Annotated in this window: 20 protein-coding genes; 6 read left to right on the forward strand and 14 right to left on the reverse strand. The window is 64.5% G+C overall.

What is annotated here, in order from left to right; all coding sequences use genetic code 11:
* Nucleotides 1–15 precede the first annotated feature (15 nt).
* Complete coding sequence (locus tag ACVCMJ_RS06160; protein ID WP_447080555.1) at nucleotides 16–630, forward strand: glutathione S-transferase N-terminal domain-containing protein; 615 nt, start codon at nucleotides 16–18, stop codon at nucleotides 628–630.
* 54 nt (nucleotides 631–684) lie between these two features.
* Here ACVCMJ_RS06160 and mnmA read toward each other — a convergent pair whose 3' ends face one another.
* From mnmA to aroG, 6 genes are read right to left on the reverse strand one after another with little or no spacing between them, the layout of a single operon-like run.
* Complete coding sequence (gene mnmA / locus ACVCMJ_RS06165; protein WP_447082758.1) at nucleotides 685–1,758, reverse strand: tRNA 2-thiouridine(34) synthase MnmA; 1,074 nt, start codon at nucleotides 1,756–1,758, stop codon at nucleotides 685–687.
* 37 nt (nucleotides 1,759–1,795) lie between these two features.
* Nucleotides 1,796–3,025, reverse strand: coding sequence for a glycolate oxidase subunit GlcF (glcF, locus tag ACVCMJ_RS06170; RefSeq protein ID WP_447080557.1), 1,230 nt, complete (start codon nucleotides 3,023–3,025; stop codon nucleotides 1,796–1,798).
* 21 nt (nucleotides 3,026–3,046) lie between these two features.
* A complete protein-coding gene (glcE, locus tag ACVCMJ_RS06175; protein ID WP_447080558.1) occupies nucleotides 3,047–4,138 on the reverse strand; it encodes a glycolate oxidase subunit GlcE in 1,092 nt (363 codons plus the stop codon).
* A 9-nt stretch (nucleotides 4,139–4,147) separates the two neighbouring features.
* Nucleotides 4,148–5,623, reverse strand: coding sequence for an FAD-linked oxidase C-terminal domain-containing protein (locus tag ACVCMJ_RS06180; protein WP_447082688.1), 1,476 nt, complete (start codon nucleotides 5,621–5,623; stop codon nucleotides 4,148–4,150).
* Nucleotides 5,624–5,658: 35 nt separating this feature from the next.
* On the reverse strand, nucleotides 5,659–7,077 hold the full coding sequence (locus tag ACVCMJ_RS06185) for an FAD-binding oxidoreductase (RefSeq protein ID WP_447080559.1): 1,419 nt from the start codon (nucleotides 7,075–7,077) through the stop codon (nucleotides 5,659–5,661).
* Between the two features lie 36 nt (nucleotides 7,078–7,113).
* The gene (aroG, locus tag ACVCMJ_RS06190; RefSeq protein ID WP_447080560.1) at nucleotides 7,114–8,202 is read right to left on the reverse strand and encodes a 3-deoxy-7-phosphoheptulonate synthase AroG; all 1,089 of its coding nucleotides are present in this window, start codon (nucleotides 8,200–8,202) and stop codon (nucleotides 7,114–7,116) included.
* Nucleotides 8,203–8,643: 441 nt separating this feature from the next.
* On the opposite strand from aroG, the gene ACVCMJ_RS06195 reads away from it, so the two are divergent.
* Complete coding sequence (locus ACVCMJ_RS06195) at nucleotides 8,644–10,206, forward strand: sensor domain-containing diguanylate cyclase (protein WP_447080561.1); 1,563 nt, start codon at nucleotides 8,644–8,646, stop codon at nucleotides 10,204–10,206.
* On the opposite strand, the gene nirK is transcribed toward ACVCMJ_RS06195, so the two are convergent.
* Nucleotides 10,200–11,618: a copper-containing nitrite reductase gene (gene nirK / locus ACVCMJ_RS06200; protein ID WP_447080562.1), complete on the reverse strand. Its 1,419-nt coding sequence runs from the start codon at nucleotides 11,616–11,618 to the stop codon at nucleotides 10,200–10,202. The genes ACVCMJ_RS06195 and nirK overlap by 7 nt on opposite strands.
* Before the next feature lie 286 nt (nucleotides 11,619–11,904).
* On the opposite strand from nirK, the gene ACVCMJ_RS06205 reads away from it, so the two are divergent.
* Entirely contained in the window at nucleotides 11,905–12,633 is a 729-nt protein-coding gene (locus ACVCMJ_RS06205) for a helix-turn-helix domain-containing protein (protein ID WP_447082689.1), read from the forward strand.
* Nucleotides 12,634–12,648: 15 nt separating this feature from the next.
* On the opposite strand, the gene aceA is transcribed toward ACVCMJ_RS06205, so the two are convergent.
* Nucleotides 12,649–13,968 (reverse strand): isocitrate lyase, encoded by a 1,320-nt coding sequence (aceA, locus tag ACVCMJ_RS06210; protein ID WP_447080563.1) that lies wholly within the window; start codon nucleotides 13,966–13,968, stop codon nucleotides 12,649–12,651.
* A 280-nt stretch (nucleotides 13,969–14,248) separates the two neighbouring features.
* On the opposite strand from aceA, the gene queF reads away from it, so the two are divergent.
* Nucleotides 14,249–15,079: an NADPH-dependent 7-cyano-7-deazaguanine reductase QueF gene (gene queF, locus ACVCMJ_RS06215; RefSeq protein WP_447080564.1), complete on the forward strand. Its 831-nt coding sequence runs from the start codon at nucleotides 14,249–14,251 to the stop codon at nucleotides 15,077–15,079.
* A gap of 37 nt (nucleotides 15,080–15,116) precedes the next feature.
* On the opposite strand, the gene pgsA is transcribed toward queF, so the two are convergent.
* The 5 genes from pgsA to orn all read right to left on the reverse strand — a co-directional run bounded on the left by pgsA (nucleotide 15,117) and on the right by orn (nucleotide 19,624).
* Nucleotides 15,117–15,686: a CDP-diacylglycerol--glycerol-3-phosphate 3-phosphatidyltransferase gene (gene pgsA, locus ACVCMJ_RS06220; RefSeq protein ID WP_447080565.1), complete on the reverse strand. Its 570-nt coding sequence runs from the start codon at nucleotides 15,684–15,686 to the stop codon at nucleotides 15,117–15,119.
* Between the two features lie 62 nt (nucleotides 15,687–15,748).
* Complete coding sequence (gene uvrC / locus ACVCMJ_RS06225) at nucleotides 15,749–17,572, reverse strand: excinuclease ABC subunit UvrC (protein WP_447080566.1); 1,824 nt, start codon at nucleotides 17,570–17,572, stop codon at nucleotides 15,749–15,751.
* The gene (gene nagZ, locus ACVCMJ_RS06230) at nucleotides 17,535–18,581 is read right to left on the reverse strand and encodes a beta-N-acetylhexosaminidase (protein WP_447080567.1); all 1,047 of its coding nucleotides are present in this window, start codon (nucleotides 18,579–18,581) and stop codon (nucleotides 17,535–17,537) included. Before nagZ ends, uvrC begins: the two co-directional genes overlap by 38 nt.
* Before the next feature lie 16 nt (nucleotides 18,582–18,597).
* A complete protein-coding gene (gene acpS, locus ACVCMJ_RS06235) occupies nucleotides 18,598–19,011 on the reverse strand; it encodes a holo-ACP synthase (protein ID WP_447080568.1) in 414 nt (137 codons plus the stop codon).
* Nucleotides 19,012–19,078: 67 nt separating this feature from the next.
* Complete coding sequence (gene orn / locus ACVCMJ_RS06240) at nucleotides 19,079–19,624, reverse strand: oligoribonuclease (protein ID WP_447080569.1); 546 nt, start codon at nucleotides 19,622–19,624, stop codon at nucleotides 19,079–19,081.
* A 48-nt stretch (nucleotides 19,625–19,672) separates the two neighbouring features.
* Between orn and ACVCMJ_RS06245 the strand changes: the two genes are divergently transcribed.
* On the forward strand, nucleotides 19,673–20,923 hold the full coding sequence (locus ACVCMJ_RS06245) for a M48 family metallopeptidase (RefSeq protein ID WP_447080570.1): 1,251 nt from the start codon (nucleotides 19,673–19,675) through the stop codon (nucleotides 20,921–20,923).
* Complete coding sequence (gene rsgA / locus ACVCMJ_RS06250) at nucleotides 20,916–21,812, forward strand: ribosome small subunit-dependent GTPase A (RefSeq protein WP_447080571.1); 897 nt, start codon at nucleotides 20,916–20,918, stop codon at nucleotides 21,810–21,812. The genes ACVCMJ_RS06245 and rsgA overlap by 8 nt, the downstream gene beginning before the upstream one ends.
* Here rsgA and ACVCMJ_RS06255 read toward each other — a convergent pair.
* Nucleotides 21,770–22,492 (reverse strand): CoA pyrophosphatase, encoded by a 723-nt coding sequence (locus ACVCMJ_RS06255; protein ID WP_447080572.1) that lies wholly within the window; start codon nucleotides 22,490–22,492, stop codon nucleotides 21,770–21,772. The two genes, rsgA and ACVCMJ_RS06255, sit on opposite strands and share 43 nt — an antisense overlap.
* Between the last annotated feature and the right edge of the window lie 14 nt (nucleotides 22,493–22,506).

The following is a 22,506-nucleotide window of genomic DNA, read 5'->3' on the forward strand; positions in this document are numbered from 1 at the left end:
CTACCTCGTTGTGCCATGAAACTGATCGGTTCCCTGACTAGCCCCTACGTCCGCAAGGTCCGTATCGTGCTGGCCGAGAAAAAACTCGACTACGAGCTGATTCTCGACAATCCCTGGGGGGATGCGACGCAGGTCAAGACACATAACCCCCTGGGCAAGGTCCCCTGCCTGATTCTCGACGAAAACGGCGCGATCTTCGATTCCCGCGTGATCGTCGAATACCTGGACACGCTCTCGCCAGTGGGCCGGCTCATCCCGCCTCCCGGTCGCGAGCGGGTGGAAGTCAAACGCTGGGAAGCGACTGCGGACGGCGTGATGGATGCCTGCGCAGCAGCCTATATCGAAACGCATCGACGCGCCGAGGCCTTGCAGGATCCCGCCTGGACGGCCCGCCAGATGGACAAGATCCACGCCACGCTGGACTACATGAACAGCCTCCTGGGCGAACAGGCCTACTGCTGTGGCGTCAATCTGTGTCTGGCGGACATCGCCGTGGGCACAGCGCTGGCCTATCTGGATCTGCGCAACCCCGATCTGGACTGGCGCCCGCACCACGCCAACCTGGCCCGACTGGTGGAGAAGCTCGAAACCCGGGCCTCGTTCATCGCAACCCGTCCGCCGGCCGCCTGAATACCCACCTGCCGCACGCCACGGCCAGCCGGGCCAGGCTCCCCGGCATCCCGGTCAGGCAATGATGCCGCCCCCCAGGCACACGTCGCCCTCGTAGAGTACTGCTGACTGGCCCGGTGTCACGGCCCATTGGGCTTCTTCGAATGTCACGTCGAAGGCGCCATCGTCCGCCGCCATGAACCGGCAGTCGGCGTCTGCCTGCCGATAGCGGGTCTTGGCGCCGTAGGATCCGGACACCGGCGGCTCGCCAGCTACCCAGCTCGCATCCTCCGCCCGCAAGGTACGGCTGAGCAGCCAGGGATGGTCATGACCCTGAACCACATAGAGAACGTTGGCCGCCATGTCCTTGCGCGCGACATACCACGCATCGGCCGTGCCGTCGCTGCGCTGTGCGCCGTGAACGCCGCCGATGCCCAACCCCTTGCGCTGCCCCAGGGTATAGAACGCCAGGCCCCGGTGCAGCCCGAGATCCAGGCCTTCGGGCGTGCGCATGGGCCCCGGATGCGTGGGCAGATAGCGGCCCAGGAATTCCCGGAACGGGCGCTCGCCAATGAAGCAGATGCCGGTGGAATCCTTCTTGGCCGCATTGGGCAAACCGATTTCCCGCGCAATGCGCCGGACCTCGGTCTTGCGGACTTCTCCGAGCGGGAACAGTGTCCTGGCCAGTTGCCCCTGATTGAGTCTATGCAGGAAATAGCTCTGATCCTTGGTCAGGTCCACCGCCTTCAGCAATTGGCTACGCACCCCGTGCGGCGTATCGACATGCCGCACGCGGGCATAATGCCCCGTCGCAATGTAGTCCGCGCCCAGGCCCATCGCATGATCCAGGAAGGCCTTGAACTTGATCTCGGCGTTGCACAGGACATCCGGGTTCGGCGTGCGTCCCGCGGAGTACTCACGCAGAAAGTCGGCAAAGACGCGGTCCTTGTACTCGGCCGCAAAGTTCACGGCCTCGATGTCCACCCCCACCACATCCGCCACGCTGGCCGCATCCAGCCAATCCTGGCGCGACGAGCAGTATTCGCTGTCGTCGTCCTCTTCCCAGTTCTTCATGAACAGTCCGACGACGTCATAGCCCTGCTGCTTCAACAGCCACGCCGAGACCGAGGAATCGACCCCGCCCGACATGCCGATCACCACGCGCGCACCGCGCCCGGACCGATGCTCAGCCACGCATGGCCTCGTCCACGGATTCGATCCAATGACGCACCGGCGTCTCGGTGCCGCCCTGCAGATGGCAGATGCACCCTATGTTCGCCGAAACAATGGTTTGCGGCAGCGTCTCCTGAATGGCCTTGAGCTTGCGGTCCCGCAGGGACAGGGAGAGTTCCGGCTGGGTGATGGAATAAGTGCCGGCCGACCCACAGCACATCTGCGATTCCGCAAAGTCCTGCAAATCAAATCCCAGGTCGCGCAGGAGGCGTTCCGTGACGACACGCAGTCCCTGCCAATGCTGCAGGGTACAGGGGGCATGGAAGGCGCAGCGTCCGGGAGCCGACGGCATTTTGGCCCGGAGCTCCTGCGCCATCGGCGCCAGGAATTCCGCAATGTCCTTCACATAGGGCATGAGCCGCTGCGCGCGCTCCGCATAGTCGGGATCATGCGCAAGGTGGCGGCCGTAGTCCTTGATCATGCCGCCGCAGCCCGACGCATTCACGATGACGGCCTCGACTGCGCCGGACTCCAGCAGCGGCAGCCACGCATCGACGTTGCGCCGCATCTGGTCGCGCGCCGCTTCCTGAGCATCCAGGTGGAAGTTGATGGCCCCGCAACAGCCCGACCCCGCCGCGTAGCGAGCACCCACACCGACGGCATCCAGCACCCGCAGGGTAGCCGCGTCGATCGACGGCATCATGGCCGGCTGCACGCAGTTCGCCAGCATCAGTACCTGGCGAGGGTGGCGCTCCCGAGACCGCGGCAGCGGGCCGGCGGCCCGGGCCACCGTGATCTTGGCCCGCAAAGCGGCAGGCAGTACCGGCCGCAACCAGCGCCCCACCCCGTACAACGACTTGAACGCGGGTGAGCCCATCAGGCGGCGCAGCACCGTCCGAAGCAGCCGTTCCCGCCAGGGCCGTTTCACGCGGTCCGCGATCACCTGGCGACCGATGTCCACCAGTTCGCCGTATTTCACGCCCGAAGGACAAACCGTTTCACAGGCATGGCAGGTCAGGCATCGATCCAGATGCTGCTGGGTGACGTAGGTAGGTTCCACGCCCTCCAGCAGTTGTTTCATCTGGTAGATGCGTCCGCGAGGACTGTCCAGCTCGTCGCCCAAGATCTGATAGGTGGGGCAAGCCGACAGACAAAAGCCGCAGTGGGTGCAGCGACGCAGGATCTCTTCGGCCTCACGGCCGAAATCGGTATCCTGAGCCCAGTCTGCGAGTTGGGTTTGCATGAGGGGTCCTTGAATCGGTCCTTAAAATTCGGGAATCAGCCGGTGGGGATTGAAGATCCCGGCAGGGTCGAACTCCTGCTTGAGCCGCTGGTGAATGTGCAAGAGGCCCGCCGTCAGCGGATGGAAAGCTGGCACGTCGGCCGGCACATCCCCACGCCGATACAGGCAAACGGAGCCGCCCAGGGCCTGCGCCCGGGCTCGTAGCGCGGCGGCATCCTGGGGCCCCGCCAGCCAGCGCAACCCCCCGCCCCATTCGTGCAGCGTGGCGCCCAGATCCAGCGCGGGCGCCTTGGGCGGCAGCGCCACCCGCCACAGCGGCGTCTGCCGAAAGAACGCATGCGTCTGATCGCGCAGACCGGTCCAGAACGCGTCCGCGTCGGCCTCCAGCAGGGTCTGTCCCCCGATGCGGACCAGCGCCTGCCGCACGGCGGACTCGTTGCCGGACACGCGCACGGAGAGACATCCGCGGCCCACTCCGTCACCGATCCACGCGGTGGCCGAAATGGGCAGCGGTTGGGAGCGCCACTGCAAGCACTGCTCGAGCGCCCGCCGCTCGTCCAGCTCCAGCAACGTGGTGACTTCCGTGCGCGGCTTGGGCACGACCTTGAGGGAGACCTCGACGATGGCACCCAGGATCCCCAGAGATCCCGCCAGCAGGCGCGAGAGATCGTAGCCGGCCACGTTCTTCATGACCTCGCCGCCAAAATGCAGTACGGTGCCGTCGGCCCCGAGCAGGCGCGTCCCCAACACGAAGTCGGCCGCTGCCCCGGCCGCCATGCGCCGCGGGCCCGACAGGCCCGCGGCCACGCACCCGCCCAGCGTGCCGCCCGAGCCGAATCGCGGCGGCTCGAAGGCCAGCATTTGTCCCTGGCCGGCGACCAGCGCCTCGATCTCGGCCAGTGGCGTCCCCGAACGAGCGGTCAGAACCAGTTCGGACGGCTCGTAGGTGATCACGCCGGAATAAGGCGCAAGGTCCAGCCAGCCAGCCGTTTCGTCCCCAGGCCAGGGATTGCCATAGAAGGCCTTCGTGCCGCCGCCCCGAATCCGCAGCGTGCGCTTGGCCGCGCGGGCCGTGGCGACCTGCTCGCTCAACTCAGAAAGAACATATTCCATGGGTCTGCTCTAGAAACGGGGAATGTCGGGGAAGGCAATCTGGCCCCCATGCACGTGCATCTTGCCGTACTCGGCACACCGCACCAGCGTCGGGATGAGTTTGAGCGGATTGAGCAGCCCGTACGGGTCGAACGCACGCTTGAAGGCCGAAAACGCGTCCAGTTCCTCGCGGGAAAACTGGGTGCACATCTGGTCGATTTTCTCGATGCCCACGCCGTGCTCGCCGGTGATGGTGCCGCCGACCTGGACACACAGTTCCAGAATCGCCACCCCGAACGCCTCGGCCCGCCGGACCTCGTCGGGGGAATTGGCATCGAACAGAATGAGCGGGTGCAGATTGCCGTCGCCAGCATGGAAGACGTTCGAACAGCGCAGGCCGAATTCCTGTTCCATGTCCGTGATCGCCGCGAGCACACGCCCCAGATGGCGGCGCGGGATCGTCCCGTCCATGCAGTAGTAGTCCGGCGAGATGCGCCCGGCCGCTGGAAAGGCGTTTTTACGCCCGGCCCAGAACTTCAGGCGTTCCTCTTCGGTGGTGGAGGTCTGCAGACGGGTGGCACCCACTTCGCGCAGCAGCCTCTCCACTCGCGTGATTTCCTCGGCGACCTCGTCGGGCGTGCCGTCGGATTCGCACAGCAGAATTGCCTCGGCCTCCAGGTCATAACCTGCCTGGACGAACGGCTCGACCATGTTGACGGCCCGCTTGTCCATGAGTTCCAGGCCCGCCGGGATGATGCCGTCGGCAATGATGCGCGTCACCCCTTCCCCAGCAAGTTCCACACTGGGAAAGCTCGCCATCACGACGCGCGCGAGCTCGGGCCGGGGAATGAGCTTCACGGTGACTTCGGTCACCATGCCCAGCATGCCTTCGGAACCGATGAAAGACTGCAGCAGGTTCAGGCCCGGGGAATCGGGTGCCTCGCCCCCCAGTTCGACGACGTCGCCGTCGATGGTCACGAAACGCACCCGCAGGACGTTGTGCGTGGTCAGGCCGTACTTCAGGCAGTGCACCCCGCCGGAATTCTCGGCCACGTTGCCGCCAATGGAGCAGGCGATCTGGCTGGACGGGTCAGGCGCGTAATACAGCCCCAGCGGCGCGGCAGCCTCCGAGATGGCCAGATTGCGCACTCCGGGCCCCACCACGGCGACGCAGGCTTCCGGATCCAGCCGCAGGATCCGGTTGAACTTGGCCATCCCCACCAGCACGCCGCGGGGATGGGGTGTCGCGCCGCCCGACAACCCCGTGCCGGAGCCGCGCGGCACCACGGGCACGTTGTACTCGCGACAGGCCTTGAGGACCACCACGAGCTGGGCCTCGGTCTCGGGCAGCACGACGACCGGCGGACGCTCCCGATAGAGCAGCAAACCGTCGGCCTCGTAGGCGCGCGTCTGATCCGGCCGGCTCAGGATGCAATGGTCCGGCACACTCGGCCGGATCCTGGCCAGAAAGCCCGCAAAGTCCGGCTCGACAGACTGGTCCACCATGGCACTCGCCGCAGTATCCATCACGATTTCCTGATTCAGTCGGCCGCGGCCGGGGGCAGGATTTTGCCCGGGTTGAGAATGTTGTGCGGGTCGAGGGCTGCCTTGATGGACGCCATCACGTCCAGCGCATCCTGGCCGTGCTCGGCGCGCATGAAAACCTGCTTGTGCAGTCCCACGCCATGTTCGCCCGTGCAGGTGCCATCCATGGCAATGGCCCGATCCACCAGCCGATGGTTGATCCGCTCGGATTCCGCCCATTCGTCGGGGTCATCGGGATCCAGCAGCATCAGCACGTGGAAATTGCCGTCTCCCACGTGGCCGACGATGGTGTACGGGAAACTCGCCTGATCCAGTTCACGCGCCGTCTCGAGGACGCATTCCGCCAGGCGGGAAATGGGCACGCAGACGTCCGTCGTGCTCGACCGGCAGCCAGGCCGCAGCTGCAGTCCGGCAAAGTAGGCGTTGTGACGGGCCGTCCACAGGCGATTGCGGTCCTCGGGATGCTCGGCCCACTGAAAGTCCAGGCCGCCATGCTCTCGGGTGATGTCCTGGACGGACTGCGCCTGTTCGCGCACCGACGCCGGACTGCCGTGGAATTCGAACAGCAGCAATGGCGACTCGCGCAGCGTCAGGTGACTATAACGATTGGTCGCCCGCACGGCCCCTTCGTCCATGAATTCGACACGCGCCACCGGAATCCCCATCTGGATGATTTCGATGACGCTGTTGACCGCCGCGTCCAGCGTCGGGAAATTGCAGATGGCGGCCGACACGGCCTCAGGCTGCGGATACAGCCGTACCGTGACTTCGACGATGATGCCCAGCGTTCCTTCGCTGCCCACGAAAAGTCGCGTGAGATCATAGCCGGCGGAAGATTTGCGCGCGCGGCTGGCCGTCTCGATCACCCGGCCGTCCGCCGTCACGACCTTCAGCGACATCACGTTTTCACGCATGGTGCCGTAGCGCACGGCATTGGTGCCGGAGGCGCGCGTGGCCGACATGCCGCCCAGGCTGGCATCCGCGCCCGGATCGATCGGAAAGAACAGCCCCGTATCGCGCAGCGCTTCATTCAACTGCTTGCGCGTGACACCCGCCTGCACCGTCGCGGTGAAATCCTCGGCGTGAACGTTCAGGATCCGGTTCAGGCCCGACAGGTCCAGGCATACACCGCCCTGCACGGCAAGCACGTGGCCCTCCAGCGAGGAACCCGCCCCATAAGGAATGAGGGCGATGCCATGGTCGTGACAATGCCGCGCCGCCCAGGCAACCTCTTCGATGGACTGGGCGAACACCACGGCATCGGGCAACATGGGCGGATAGGGCGACTCGTCGCGGCCATGGTGCCCGCGCACGGCCTCGGCCCGCGAACAGCGCTCGCCGAACCGCGCCTGCAGCGCCGCCAGGAACCCGTCAGGCAAGGGCCGTACGTGCTGCACAACATGCAAGGTATCCATCTTCGTCCACGAAAGGGTCAGTTTGCGAGCCAGCGATCAGGCGGCATTGGCGGCCGGCTCGGCACTCGACAGGCGCTCGCGGCGGCCCCGCGCGGCGCGCGCGAGGCGATCCAGCAGCGCCACCGACGTGTCCCAGTCCACACAGCCGTCCGTGATGCTCTGACCATACACCAGAGGCTTGCCCGCTACCAAATCCTGGCGGCCGCCGACCAGATGGCTCTCGACCATGACACCGAACAGATGGGAATCGCCCGCCTCGACCTGAGCGCAGATGTCCTCGATCACCAGAGGCTGGCGCGTGTAGTCCTTGTTGCTGTTGGCGTGGCTGGCGTCGATCATGACGCGCGGCCGCATATGGGCCTTTTCCAACGCTTCCGCCGCCGCCTGTACATGTTCGGCCTCGTAGTTGGGGGCCTTGCCGCCGCGCAGGATGACGTGGCAGTCTTCATTGCCGCGCGTGGAGACGATGGCCGAGCGTCCGCCCTTGGTCACCGACAGGAAATAGTGCGAGTGCGCAGCAGCCTTCAGGGCATCGACCGCGATGCGCGTATTGCCGTCGGTACCGTTCTTGAAGCCCACGGGGCAGGACAGCCCCGAGGCCAGTTCGCGGTGGACCTGGCTTTCGGTGGTGCGCGCGCCGATGGCGCCCCAGGACACCAGATCGGCGATGTACTGCGGCGTGATCATGTCCAGAAACTCGCAGCCGGCTGGCAGCCCCAGCGAATTGATGTCCAGCAGGAGCCGCCGCGCGGTGCGCAGGCCTTGGTTGATGTCGAAGCTGCCATCGAGCGCGGGATCGTTGATGAGCCCCTTCCAGCCCACCGTGGTGCGCGGCTTCTCGAAGTAGACGCGCATGATGATTTCCAGGTCGTTCGCGTAGCGTATGCGCTGTTCGGCCAGACGCCGGGCATACTCCATGGCTGCCTGCGGATCATGAATGGAGCACGGACCGATCACGACGACCAGACGATCCCCGTGTCCATGGAGAATGTCGTGCACGGCCTGACGCGAGCCATGCACTGTGGCCGAGGCGGCCAACGTGCAGGGAAATTCGTGCATCACATGCGCCGGGGGGGCCAGCTCACGGATCTCTCGGATGCGGATGTCGTCAGTATTGTGTGACACGGTAAAGCTCCTGTTGGACCGGATGCATGCGGGGGCAAATAAAAAAGCCGCCTGGCACCGCCGGCGGCTTTCTGGGAAATTTTCGACTACCTGTTGATGCAACGATTCCCTTCCTCCGCCAGCGGCATTGGAAACGTAAAAAAGCTGAAAAAGTACGAAATCGCGTGCATGCATCGATGCTAGCACACGCGGGACCTAAATTCCAAGCCGGATTTTCACACCCATTTGCCCGGCAAGGCGGGACTCGCGCGCACTCCCCAACACTGAGCTTGTGCATCCCGGGATCCGGATCAACGCCCTGCACTGGTTGCGTTCTCACAACATCCCGGCCGCATCCGGCCGCAGCCTCATCAAAATCACCCTCAGTTGTGCATGTAAGACCACCTGTAACACCAGGAACACCTTCACAATACGAAAACCGGGTGGAAAAGGAAATAAAACGTGACAAACCCCCAGGCGGTGCCGGATCTGACCGCGCGACTGAAATATTGCAAACGGCTGCCCACGCTGCCCGCCGTCGCCCTGAGACTGGTCGAGCTGGCAGGGGACGATACGGCCACCCTGGATCAGTTCGCCGAGCAGATCACCTACGACCCGGCACTGGCCGGCAAGCTGCTGCGCGTGGCCAATTCATCGTTCTATGGGCGCCGGCGCAGCATTTCCAACCTTTCCCAGGCGATGGGCCTGCTGGGCCTGAATGCCACCATCGCGCTCTCGCTCAGCTTTTCGCTGCGCGAATGTCTGACCCAGCCGCACAGTTCCGGATTCGACACCAGTGCCTACTGGAGGCGCGCCCTGCTGACGGCATTGGCCTGCCGGACCATTGCGGCCGAGATGGACGAGCTGCAACCCGAGGATTTCCTGTTTGCCGGACTGCTGCAGGACATCGGCGTGCTGGCCATGGACGCGATGTTCGGCGACACCTATGCGGCGCTGTACCGCAAGAGCCCGACCCACAAGGATCTGTTGGCCCAGGAAGCGGTGCGCTTCGGCTTTACCCACGCGCAGGCGGGAGCCCACCTGCTGAAAATCTGGGGTCTCCCTGATCGTGTCTGCGAATCGGCCTGGCTCAGCCACGAAACACTGATGCTGTCGCATGAGAACCTTGCGGTCGAAGGCGGCCAGCTTCCCCTGTACGTAGCCGCTGCCGCGCAAATCGCGGACGCCTGGCTGGAGGAACAATCCATGCCCGATGCGCTGGAGGGCGCGCATGACAGTGTCTACAAGCTGCTGGCCATCAGCCTGGAAAGCTACCGCGACGTCATCACCGCGATGATTCAGAAAATCCCCGAGATGGAGGCGTTGTTCGAGACCCAGCTGGTGGATCCCAGCATGATCCGCGGTGTCGAGGAAAGCGCCCGCGAACTGCTGGCGGTGCGAAATCTGCAACTTTCCCAGGAAGCGGATCCGGCCACCCGCACCCAGGAGCTGGAAGCCCGGATCGCCACCCTGGAGACGCAAACCCAGCGCGACTCACTCACCGGCCTCTACAACCGCAACTACCTGGATGCGGCCCTGGAGCGCGAATTCAGCCGTGCGACCCGGGAGCATCTGCCGCTGAGCGTGGCCTTCATCGACGTGGACCGGTTCAAGGCCATCAATGATACCTTCGGGCATGCCATCGGCGATCAGGTGCTGGCCTCCGTCGCGCAGCGCCTGCAGGGCGAGGCCCGCCAGACGGACACGGTGGCTCGCTATGGCGGCGAGGAGTTCGTGGTGGTCCTGACGGAGACCGGGACCTTCAAGGCCACGGCGATCGTGCAGCGCATGCTGGCCAGCGTGCGCGACACGCCCTTCCATACGCGAAGCGGTGCCAGCGGCACCGTGACGTTCTCGGCCGGCATTGCGACGCACATGGAGGGCACGTCGTACTTCCAGACCGCCGCCGCCTTGCTGCATGCGGCCGACGACGCACTCTACCGGGCCAAGGAGCGCGGTCGGGAGTGCGTCGTGGTCTATCAGCAGGGGAGCTCCGAAACGCGGTTCCCTGTCGAGGATCAGTGACCCGAGTGCGGGTCGATGGGCTCGTCGCTATGGAAGATGTCCGGGTCGGCCTTGCCTTTGACCGTCAGGAACCCTCCAACGCCCTTTTCCACGCGCGATAGCGCGTGGTCCACCAGCAGATAGCGGCCCGGGAAGTCGGTTTTGAACTCCACCATAGTCGCGCCGCCCGGCGGCACCAGGGTGGTCTGTACATCCGTCAGCGGCTTGCTCGTCAGTGACGCCTGGTCATACACGCGATCGAAGACTTCGCCGATGACGTGGAAGCTGGAAGTCAGGTTGGGCCCTCCCACGCCGAAGAAGATGCGCACGGTATCACCGACCTTGGACTCCATGCTGTAGATCTTGGTCAGAGCATCCATGGATCCGTTGAACATGACGTGCTCGGGATTTTCGGCCAGCAATTTTTCCAGCGAAAATTCCTGCGGCCCGCTGGCGCCGTGATGCTGTGCGGTGTAGAGCTCACCCTGCATCACGTAGAACTCGTGGTCGACCTTGGGCAGGCCGCCCTCGGGCTCCACCAGAATCATGCCGTACATGCCGTTGGTGATGTGCTGCGCGACCATGGGGGTTGCGCAGTGATACACGAACAGCCCGGCGTGCTGGGCCTTGAAGCGGAACGACTTGGTCTGCCCCGGCGGCACCTGAGTGACGGCCGCGCCTCCACCGGGTCCGGTCACCGCATGCAGGTCGATGGAATGAATGTGGGTGCTGTCCTTGGCGTTGGTGACGTTGATCGTCACCGTATCGCCCACGCGGACCCGCACGAAAGGCCCGGGCACCTTGTTGTTGAAGGTCCAGAACCGATAGGTGCTGTTGTCAGCCAGGCGCCCCTCGACCTCGGTCGTCAGCAGATCGACCTTCACGTCCTGTGGCGCGCGCTTGCCCACAGGAACGCCGACGTCGTGGGGATCGTGGGCGATCTGTGGAGCCTGGGCCTGTGGCTGCGCGGACGCTTCACCCACGATCACCTTGCCCACCATGCCGGCCGCCTTGTGGCCCGGCAAGGTGCAGTAGTACTCGAAGGTCCCGTTCTTCCCGGCGCGGAACACAATGGCCGTGGCCGCCTCCTTGCCCGAGAGATGATCCGAATGGGCACCGAAATCAGGGACCGCGATATCGTGGGTGGCACCGTCACCGTTGATCAGATTGATCTGCACCACCGCGCCCTCGGGCACCTTCAGGTCGGGGTTGATCTGCTTGTCGATGGGGCCGCGGTCGCCGACGAACACCAGCTTGCCGTCGGCAATCGCGGTGCGCAGCGTGAACGTCACATCGGGCCGGTAGCTGACGGCGCCGCCGCTCTTGGCAGCGTGCTCGGCTTCGCCATGGTGCTGCGCCCAGACTGGCGCCATCAATCCGAGGCCCAGCACTGCAAGCAGCACCTGCCTCATGAAGGTCTTGTAGAGATTCATGATTTCCCCGTCTCTCGTGACTCGAAACTGACCTGTCGTGATACCAGGCCCTTTGCATGTCCCACTGTATCCGAACGTCAGAATCCTTTCACGATTCCTCGGTCAAAAAGCTGACAAATCACAAGATCGGCCGCTACCCCATGCACAAAGTTTGATCTGGATCATAAAATGGCGGTCGGGGCCCATGACGCTCCGCCGCGCATCCGCGACATCCCGGGTGTGCCTGTTTCCTTCAGGTAGAACCATCGTGCATCCATCGCCTTTCGGACCCGCCGTACGGGCACGCCTGCAGAAGCGCATCGTGGTCGCTCCCGACTCGACGCACTGCTCCACCTGTATGATGAACACCGTCTGCCTGCCGCTGGGCATGGCGCGTGACGAGATCGTCAAAATGGACGAACTCATCAAGGAACGCATCCGCGTGCCCAAGGGCAGCGCGCTCTACCAGCAGGGCGACGCCTCCGAGGCCATCTACGGCTTGCGTTCCGGTTCCCTCAAGACCCAGATTCAGGACAGGCGCGGACAGGCTCAGATCACGGGATTCCTGCTGCCAGGCGAGATCCTCGGTCTGGACGGCCTGATGGACAATACCCAGGTCTCGCACGCCATCGCTCTGGAAGACTCCGAGGTCTGCGTCATCCGGCTGGACGAGATGGACCAGATCGCGTCCCGGCTCCCGATTCTTCAAACCCAGTTGCGGCGTCTGATGAGCAAGGAAATCAACCGCTCTCACACTCTGCTCCTGGCGCTGGGCGGCCTGAGGTCCGAACAGCGGGTTGCAGCCTTCCTCCTGAACCTGTCCGAGCGATTCCAGGCGCTGGGTTACTCCCCAAGCGCCTTCATCCTGCGCATGAGCCGCGAGGAAATCGGCAATTTCCTCGGGCTTACGCTGGAGACCGTCAGCCGGCTTCTGTCGCGCTTCACGCGCGACGGCATTCTGGACGTCCGGCACCGCGAGGTCCATATCCTGGACCGGCACGCGCTACAGGCGCTCGCGGAGACTGACGGCGGGTAAAACGGTCGGGCCGTATCAGGCCGCCCGCGCCGCCGCGGCTGCGCCGAACTGGGCCTCCTCGGTGGAACCGGCCAGCGCCGTCGTGGAAGACTGCCCGCCCTCGATCGCTTGAGTCACGGCATCGAAATACCCCACGCCCACTTCGCGCTGGTGCTTCACCGCGGTGAATCCACGGTCGGCGGCCGCGAATTCCTTTTGCTGGAGCTCGACGAAGGCCGTCATGTTCGAGCGCGCATAGTGGTAGGCCAGATCGAACATGCTGTAGTTCAGGGCATGGAATCCGGCCAGGGTGATGAACTGGAATTTGTACCCCATGGATCCCAGCTCGCGCTGGAATTTCGCCACGGTCGCATCGTCCAGATTCTTCTTCCAGTTGAACGACGGGGAGCAGTTGTAAGCCAGCATTTTTCCGGGGAACTGCCGCCGGATGGTCTCCGCGAACTTGCGGGCGTATTCCATGTTGGGGGTGGAGGTCTCGCACCAGATCAGATCGGCGTAAGGCGCATAAGCCAGTCCCCGCGCGATGGCCTGCTCCAGCCCGGCGCGTGTGCGATGGAAACCTTCCTGCGTGCGTTCGCCGGTCACGAACGGCCGGTCGTTCTCATCGATATCGCTGGTCAGCAGGCTGGCGGCCTCCGCGTCGGTGCGCGCCACCAGCAGCGTAGGCACGCCCAGCACATCGGCCGCCAGACGGGCCGACACCAGCTTCGCAACGGCCTCCCGCGTGGGCACCAGCACCTTGCCGCCCATATGGCCACATTTCTTGACGGACGCAAGCTGGTCCTCGAAGTGGACCCCCGACACACCGGCTGCGATCATGGCCTTCGTCAGCTCGAAGGCGTTGAGGATCCCGCCGAAACCGGCCTCGGCATCCGCCACGATAGGCGCGAAATAATCCACATAGCCATCATCCCCGGGATTGCGGCCCTCCATCCACTGGATCTGATCGCACCGGGTCAGCGCATTGTTCAGGCGGCGGATGACGGACGGCACCGAGCTGGAGGGATACAGGGACTGGTCGGGGTACATCTGTCCAGCATCGTTCGCGTCGCCGGCGACCTGCCAGCCCGACAGATAGATGGCCTTCAGACCGGCCTTGACCTGCTGCATGGCCTGATTGCCCGTCAATGCGCCCAGCGCGGCCACGAAATCCTCGGTATGCAGCAGCGCCCAGAGGCGCTCGGCACCGCGCCGGGCCAGCGTATGTTCCTCGACCACGGAACCCCGCAAACGAACCACCTCATCCGCGCTATAGCCGCGTTTGATGCCTTGCCACCTGGGGTCTTCCGCCCATTGGCGTTGGAGGGCGCGCACTTCGTTTTCGCGAGTCGTCATGATGTTGCTCCTAGTGGAAAAAATCGAAAACCGTTGGAACCAGTCTACGAGAATGACGCAGCGCACACATGACTTATATCTTATAGATGACAATAAATTTATGTCATCTATATCAAATAATTGGAACGATAATTTCATGTAATGGAATCAAATTCCTCCTCTCGAAACAAGACGCGTGGCGCCGCAACATTAAGCTTCCACATCACGGACAAGGCGTTTCACCATGCAAAATCGCAGGCTTGGCGGTGGGCCCCGGCGGGGCGCGCCGTAAAATACGACCATGAACTCATCTCCTCTTGCGGACAGTCCGCTCGGACGCAGCGCGCACGGCTCGGACCATTACGACCCGGACCTGCTATTCCCCATCGAACGCGCCCAGACGCGCGCATCGCTGGATCTGCCACAAGCCACCCACGGGGCGGACATCTGGAATGCCTATGAGCTGTCGTGGCTGGACAAGAACGGCAAGCCCGTCGTGGCGATGGGCCGATTCACCATTCCCATGGACACGCCCCGGCTGATCGAATCCAAATCCTTGAAGCTTTATCTGAACAGCTTCAACGAGGAGCGCTTCGACTACGCGGACGTCGCCCGCCAACGCATGTACACGGACCTGTCGCGCGCCTGCGGCAAGCCGGTACATATCGAGATTCTGTCGGTGCGTCCCGCCTTCGAATTGAGCTGCGCGCCGCTGCAGGGAACCTGCATCGACGATCAGGAGGTCGCCTGCGAGCCCGCGACGGCGCCCCATCCCGAATTCCTGCAACAGGCGCAGCCGGCTCCTTTCGTACGTGAAACGCTGGTGTCGGAACTGCTGAAATCAAACTGTCCGGTGACGGGCCAGCCCGACTGGGCCAGCCTGCAGATCCGCTACGCGGGGCCACGCATCGACCGCGCCGGCCTGCTGCAATACATCGTCTCGCTGCGGCGCCATCGGGAATTCCATGAGCTGTGCGTCGAAAAGATCTACGGCGAGATCCTGCGGCGCTGCGCGCCGGAGCAGCTGCTGGTCTATGCGCGGTACACCCGCCGCGGCGGGCTGGACATCAATCCCTGGCGCGCCAACCATGATCCGGAATCGGTCGGCCAGATTCGCACGCTGCGGCAATGAACCAAGCGGCTACGCCGCTGGCCGGTAACCCCCCGAATCAGACGCGGGCCCGCATTTCGGGCCACGCCTTTTTCAGGTAATAGCACATCGACCAGACCGTCAGGATGGCCGCCACCACGATGAGGATGCCTCCGAAGAGCCGGGTGGGTACGCGGTACAACGGCTGCCAATACAACAGGCATGGAATCGCGACCATTTGGGCGGCCGTCTTGAATTTCCCCAGCCAATGCACGGCCACGCTGCTGCTGGCGCCGATTTTCGCCATCCACTCGCGCAGCGCGGAAATCGTGATTTCGCGTCCGATGATGACCAGCGCGATCAGCATGTCCACACGGCCGAGATCCACCAGGATGAGCAGCGCGGCACTGACCATGAGCTTGTCGGCCACCGGGTCCAGAAAGGCGCCGAACGCCGAGGTCTGATTCCAGCGGCGGGCCAGCCACCCATCCAGCCAGTCGGTCACCGCCGCCACGATGAAGGCTGCCGCCGCCACCATGTCGCGCATGCCCATCGCCAGCCATGTCTCGGGAAGGTAGAACAGCCCCACGAGCAGGGGGATCATGGCAATGCGCAGCCAGGTCAGGGCGATGGGGAAGTTGAACGGCATGATAGATGCAATACTACCGCAAGGAGGGCCGGAGAAGCGCTGCGGGGCTCAAGCATCCCCTATCAGCGCAAGGCGTGGTAAATACGCTCGGCGAGCTCCTCCGAGATGCCTTCCACCGTCTGCAGTTCATCGATGCTGGCATCGACCACGCCGGAAAATCCGCCGAAACGCGCCAGCAGCCGCTGACGCCGTTGCTTGCCTATCCCTTCGATTTCCTCCAGGCGAGACACATTGCGGGCCTTGGCCCGCCTGGCGCGCATGCCAGTGATCGCAAAGCGGTGCGCCTCATCCCGGATCTGCGCGACCAGCATGAGCGCCGCGGACTCCACACCCAGCGCCACGGGCGGCCGGCCGTCGACGAACACCAGCGTCTCCAGGCCGACCTTGCGGTGGTCGCCCTTCTTCACCCCCACAATGACGCCCACGTCCAGGCCGAGTTCCACGAAGACCTGGCGGGCGATCTCCACCTGGCCCTTGCCGCCATCGATGAGCACGATGGACGGCATGAGCGTTGGATCGTCCGCTGCGCGCGCATAGCGCCGATTCAGGGCCTGGCGCATGGCCGCATAGTCGTCGCCCGGCGTAATCCCCGCAATGTTGAAGCGGCGGTACAGGGACGGCTGCATGGCGTGGTGCTCGTAGACCACACACGACGCCTGGGTCGCCTCGCCGGCGGTATGGCTGATGTCGAAGCACTCGATGTGCAGCGCCTCCAGCGAATCCTCGTCCGTATCCAGATCCAGTTCTTCCGCCAGCGCCAGGGTGCGGGCTTCGCGCGCGCTGCTTTGCGTCAGGCGCTGCGCGAGCGCCAGCCGCGCGTTCCGCTCCGCCTGTTCCAGCCACGTCCGCCGAATGCCCTGTGGCCGAATCAGCACCCGGATGCCATGCCCCTGCTGCTGCGCCAGCAGCTCGACCAGTTCGGGCTCCGCCAATGGGTGCGAGCATACCAGCACCGGAGGAGCAGGATTGTCGGCGTAATGCTGGGCCACGAACGCCGCCAGGACCTCCTCGGCGGATTCGTCCTGGGTCTGCGTGGGAAACAGGGGCTTGTCACCCAGGTGCCGGCCGGCACGGACCATCGCCAGATTCACACACACCCGGCCGCCGGCAATGGCAACGGCGATGACGTCCACGCTATCATCCCCGACCTGCTCCATGGTCTGCTGCTGCAGCACATTGGCCAGCGCCCGCATCTGGTCGCGCAACGCAGCGGCCTGCTCGAATTCCTCACGGGCCGCCGCTGCCATCATGCGCGACTCGAGGTCCTGCATGACCTCGGTCGTACGGCCTTCGAGAAAACGGATCGCGCGGTCCACGTCCGCCTGATAGGCCTCCGGCGAGACGAGATTCACACAAGGCGCCGAGCAGCGCCCGATCTGGTGCAGCAGGCAAGGCCGGGTCCGATGGGCATAGACGCTGTCTTCGCAGGTGCGCAGGCGAAAGACCTTCTGCAGGATCTGGATAGTTTCGCGCACGGCCCAGGAATTCGGGTAGGGTCCGAAGAAGTGGCCCTTGCCACGCGTACTGCCCCTGTAATACACGATGCGCGGAGCCTCATGGTCCGTGATCATGAGGTATGGATAAGACTTGTCATCCCGGAACAGGATGTTGTATTTGGGCTTGAGGCGCTTGATCAGGTTGTTTTCCAGGATCAGCGCCTCGGCCTCCGAGCGCGTGACGGTGATCTCGGTGCGCACCACCCGGGCCAGCATGTGCTCGATGCGCGGGCCATGGCCGGTCTTGCGGAAATAGGAGCTCACGCGACGCTTGAGATCGCGCGCCTTGCCGACATAAAGCACTTCGCCATCGGCATCGATGTGCCGATAGACGCCTGGCAAATGGGGCAGGTCAGCCAGAAAGGTTTTCAGATCGAAGGCTTCGGGCACGGAGATATCGCGTATCGGACAGCAGGCCTATCCAGTCGGGGGCCGGACGGGCAGGCATGAGGCGCCGGATCCGGCGCACCGACTGGACATCCAGCGCACGGTCGGCCAGCCCGGCCAACAGCTCATCGGCCAGATCCGGACGATTGCAGACCAGCACCATGTCGCAGCCCGCCGCCAGAGCGGCTTGCGCGCGGGCGTGGATGTCCCCCGCCACACGGGCTCCTTCCATGGTGAGATCGTCGGAAAAAACCACCCCGTCGTACTGGAACTGTCCGCGCAGGATGTCGGTTACCCAACGGCGGGAAAAACCGGCGGGCTCCGGAGCCACTTGGGGGTAGATGACATGCGCGGGCATGACGGCCGGCAGGCACAGGTCCCCCAGCCAGCGGTACGGGGCCGCATCCGCCTCCAGGATCTCGTCCAGACTGCGGTCATCCACGGGGATATCGACGTGGGAATCGGCCGCCACGGCACCATGGCCGGGAAAATGCTTGCCGCAAGCGGACATCCCGGCGCGTGCCAGTCCCAGCACCAGCGCCCGGGCCAGCAGGGCGACAACGGCGGGATCGGAGTGGAAGGCGCGGTTGCCGATCACCTCGCTGACCTCATAATCCAGGTCCAGGACCGGCGTGAAGCTGAAATCCACGCCACACGCCCGCAGCTCGCTGGCCAGCACGAAGCCGATGTCTGTGGCAGCCCCGAGCGCCTCGTGCGGATCTCGCTCGTACCACCGTCCCAAGGAGCGCATCGCGGGAATGGGCGTGAACCCATCGGTGCGGAAGCGCTGGACGCGCCCGCCTTCGTGATCGACCGCAATGAGCAGCGGTTCGTCGCGCGCCGCATGGATCGCGGCGCACAGTTCGGTCAGTTGCGCCCGGTCGGAGAAATTGCGCGCAAACAGGATCACCCCGCCCACCTGGGGGTGCCTGAGCCGGCTGCGCTCCGCCCCATTCAGGTCGAGCCCCGCCACATCCACCATCACCGGACCCGGCGCCATCCTTGTCGTCATCAGAGTCTCCCGGAACTCACAGCAGCGGCCGCGCCTCGACCACCACGAACGCGGCCACGATATCGGATTCGTCGGTCATGGAGACATGGGCAGCCCCAAAGCGGGCATCGTACCAATCGGCCAGCGGTCCCGCCAGGTGGATTTCGGGCGCGCCTCCACGACGATTGAGGATCTGCACGCGCGCCCAAGTCATGGGCATGTGAATCCCCAGGCCGATCGCCTTGGAAAAGGCCTCCTTGGCTGCAAATCGCGTCGCGAGATACAGGATCCCCCGGCGCGGATCCCGCAGGCGCCTGCGCTCGTAAACCTGGTGCTCGTCGATTCCCAGTACCCGACGTGCGAACCGCTCCCCGTGGCGGGCATAGATGCGCTCGACCCGCGCCACCCGCAGAAGGTCCGTCCCAATGCCGGCAATGGCTGGCGCGTTCATGGCTTCTCCTCAGACGGCGCGCCCCGGCGCGAGCAAGGGCCGGGCCCGGACACGCTGCCTCGCCCCGTCAGAGCTTGAGAAAATGTTCACGGTAGTGCTTGAGTTCGTCAATGGATTCCTGGATGTCGGCCAGCGCCTCGTGCTTGCCCGCCTTGACGAAGCTGCGATAGACCTCCGGTTTCCAGCGCAACGACAGCTCCTTCAACGTGCTGACGTCCAGATTGCGGTAATGGAAAAAAGCCTCCAGGCGCGGCATGTACTTCACCATGAAGCGGCGGTCCTGGCCGATGGTGTTGCCGCACATGGGAGACTTGCCGGACGGGACCAGCGGCTTGAGGAATTCCAGCAGGATATCCTCCGCCTGCGACTCGGTCAGGGTCGAGGCCTTCACGCGCCCGATCAGGCCGCTTTTGCCATGCGTGGACTGGTTCCATTTGTCCATGGCATCCAGCACGGCGTCACTCTGGTGGATGACCAGCACGGGAGCCTGCGCCACGACGGTCAGATCCGCTTCCGTCACGATGAGCGCAATCTCGATGATGCGCTCCTTTTCCGGGTCCAGGCCCGTCATTTCCATATCCAGCCAGATCAGGCGCTGATCATTCGCAGCCATACCCTATAATCCTTGCTTGCAAAACACCGATTTTCGCACACTGGCTGCATGGACCTGCTGACTATCCTGTTTCTTGTCTGCCTTCTCGCGGACCTGCTGGTGCGCTACTGGCTCGCCAGGCGGCAGATCCGTCACGTACTGGCTCACCGCGACGACATCCCCGAGGCCTTTGCCGGGCGCATCGGACTGCACAGCCACCAGCGTGCCGCCGACTACACGGTGGCTCGCACCCAATTGTCCGTGATCGAGCGGATCATCGAAGCGGCCGTTCTGCTGGCCCTGACACTGCTGGGCGGACTGCAGGCGATCGACCTCTGGCTGGGACGCCTGATCGAATCCGAACTCTGGCGCCAGATGGCGCTGGTCGGCGTGGTGCTGATTCTGCTGGGCGCCGTTGGCCTGCTCTTCTCCGCCTGGAAGACCTTTCATGTAGAGGCGCGCTTCGGCTTCAACCGCATGACGCCGCGGCTGTTCGTGACTGATGCGCTCAAGATGCTGGCCGTGACGCTGGTCCTGGGGGTGCCGCTACTTGCTGCGATCCTGTGGGTCATGGGGTCCACGGGCAGGGATTGGGCCTGGTGGGCGTGGGGGGTCTGGGTCGCCTTCAATCTGCTCGTCCTGTGGCTGTACCCCAGCTTCATCGCTCCACTGTTCAACCGCTTCACCCCATTGGACGACCCCGAACTGAGCGCGCGCATCCATAGCCTGGCACAGCGATGCCGCTTCGGTCTGTCCGGCCTGTTCGTCATGGACGGCTCGCGCCGGTCGGCGCACGGCAATGCCTACTTCACGGGATTCGGCCGGCATCGCCGCATCGTGTTCTTCGATACGCTGCTCTCGCGGCTGAACACCGACGAGGTCGAGGCGGTGCTGGCACACGAACTCGGCCACTTTGCCCACCATCACATCCTGCGGCGCATCTTGCTGGGCTTCATCACGGCCGGGGTGCTGCTGCAGGTCCTGGCCTGGCTTGCCACACAGGTGTGGTTCTACACCGGGCTGGGCGTGCTTCCCCAACTGGGGCGTCCGAACGATGGCCTGGCGCTGGTGCTGTTCATGCTGGTCATGCCTGTATTCACGTTCTGGGTGACACCCGTCGCCAGCCTGCTCTCGCGGCGCGACGAATTCCAGGCCGACCGCTACGCCGTCGATCGATGCGGCGCCGCTCCACTGGGCAGCGCGCTGGTGAAACTCTACGATGACAACGCCGCCACGCTGACATCGGACCCGCTACATTCGGCCTGGTACGACAGCCACCCCTCCGCAGCGGTGCGCATTGCGCACTTGCACGATGCCTGAGACTGCTCGCCAGGGCCGCGTGATCGCCGCCCACGGGCGCCACTACGGCGTGCAATTCGGACCCGGCGAGCTGCGCCACTGCTACACACGGGGCAAAAAGGCCGGCCCGGCGGTCGGCGACCAGGTGCGGGTCCTGCCAGAAGGGCGCGACGAAGGCGTCATCACCGAAATTCTTCCCCGGCGCAATCTGCTCTATCGGTCCGACGCCTCCAGAAGCAAGCAATTCGCCGCCAACCTGGATCAGCTGCTTCTGATCGTCGCCCCGGAGCCGGAATTCTCCTCGGACCTGATGGGCCGGGCGCTGGTGGCGGCTGGCAGCGCGGGGATCCCCGTGCGGATCGCACTGAACAAGGCCGACCTGCCCACCATCGCCGGTGCGCGGGAACGGTTGCGGGCCATCGCCGCCCTGGGGGTCCCCATCGTGGAGCTGTGCGCGCTGGATGCGGAGCAGGTCCACGCCCGGTTGGGCGCCTGGCTGCAGGGACGCAGCACGCTGCTGCTGGGGCAAAGCGGCATGGGCAAATCCACGCTGCTCAACGCCTTGGTGCCCCGCGCCCAGGCAGCCACCCAGGAACATTCCAGGGCGCTGGGCACCGGGCGGCACACAACGACCCAGACACGCCTGTACCCGCTGCCCGGTGGCGGCGATCTGATCGACTCGCCTGGTTTCCAGGCTTTCGGCCTGCAGCACCTGACCCAGCACGAAATCGAACAGGGCTTTCCGGAATTCACACGGGTCATCACGGATTGCCGCTTCTACAACTGCACACATCGCCACGAGCCGGGCTGCGGCGTACTGGCGGCGATGGCTCGCGGCGAAATCACGCCGGAGCGCCACGCCCTGTATCAGCGCATATTGGCCGAGAACGAAGCCGCCAGGAAGTGGTAGAGATTGCGCGCCAGGGTCGCCGTCGCTCCCCAGATGAAATGCGTTTCCCAGGGGATCGCGTAGAAATACCGCTCCACACTCTGGCTCCGAAGGTGCCGCAGCTCGTAGCGGGAGGGATCCATCAGCACCACCAGGGGCACCTCGAACACTTCGGCAACCTCGCTGTCCTGCGGGCGAATGCGAAACCCCGTCTCGAGTTCGGCGACTACGGGGGTCATGAGGAACCCTGTGGTGGTCAACAGCGTGGGCAGCGTCCCGAGAATCCGGACGAAATGAGCGTCCACCCCGATTTCCTCATCCGTTTCGCGCAGCGCGGCGGCCACCGGTCCGGCATCGCCCGACTCGATGCATCCGCCGGGAAAGCTGATCTGGCCCGCATGATGGTGCAGATGTTCGGACCGGCGGGTAAACACCACATGAAGGCCGTCGGACCGCTGGACCAGCGGCATCAATACCGCCGCGCGGCGTGCCCGTGCATGCGCCGCTTGCTCGGGTTCAAAAGCCTTGGCAAACAGCGGTTCGACCTCCCAGGGCGAAGGCTGGCTGAAGGCCCGACGAATGTGGTCCAGGGTCAGATAGGCGGATGGCAGACTGGGCAGCGATGCGCCCGGCACCACCGGCTGGGCCTTCGGGTCGAAGGCCGCCGCGCGATGAACAGGCGAAGGTTGAGTCAGCGGCATGACGCTCCGGATAC

The organism is Castellaniella sp. UC4447_H14 (assembly GCF_052978285.1).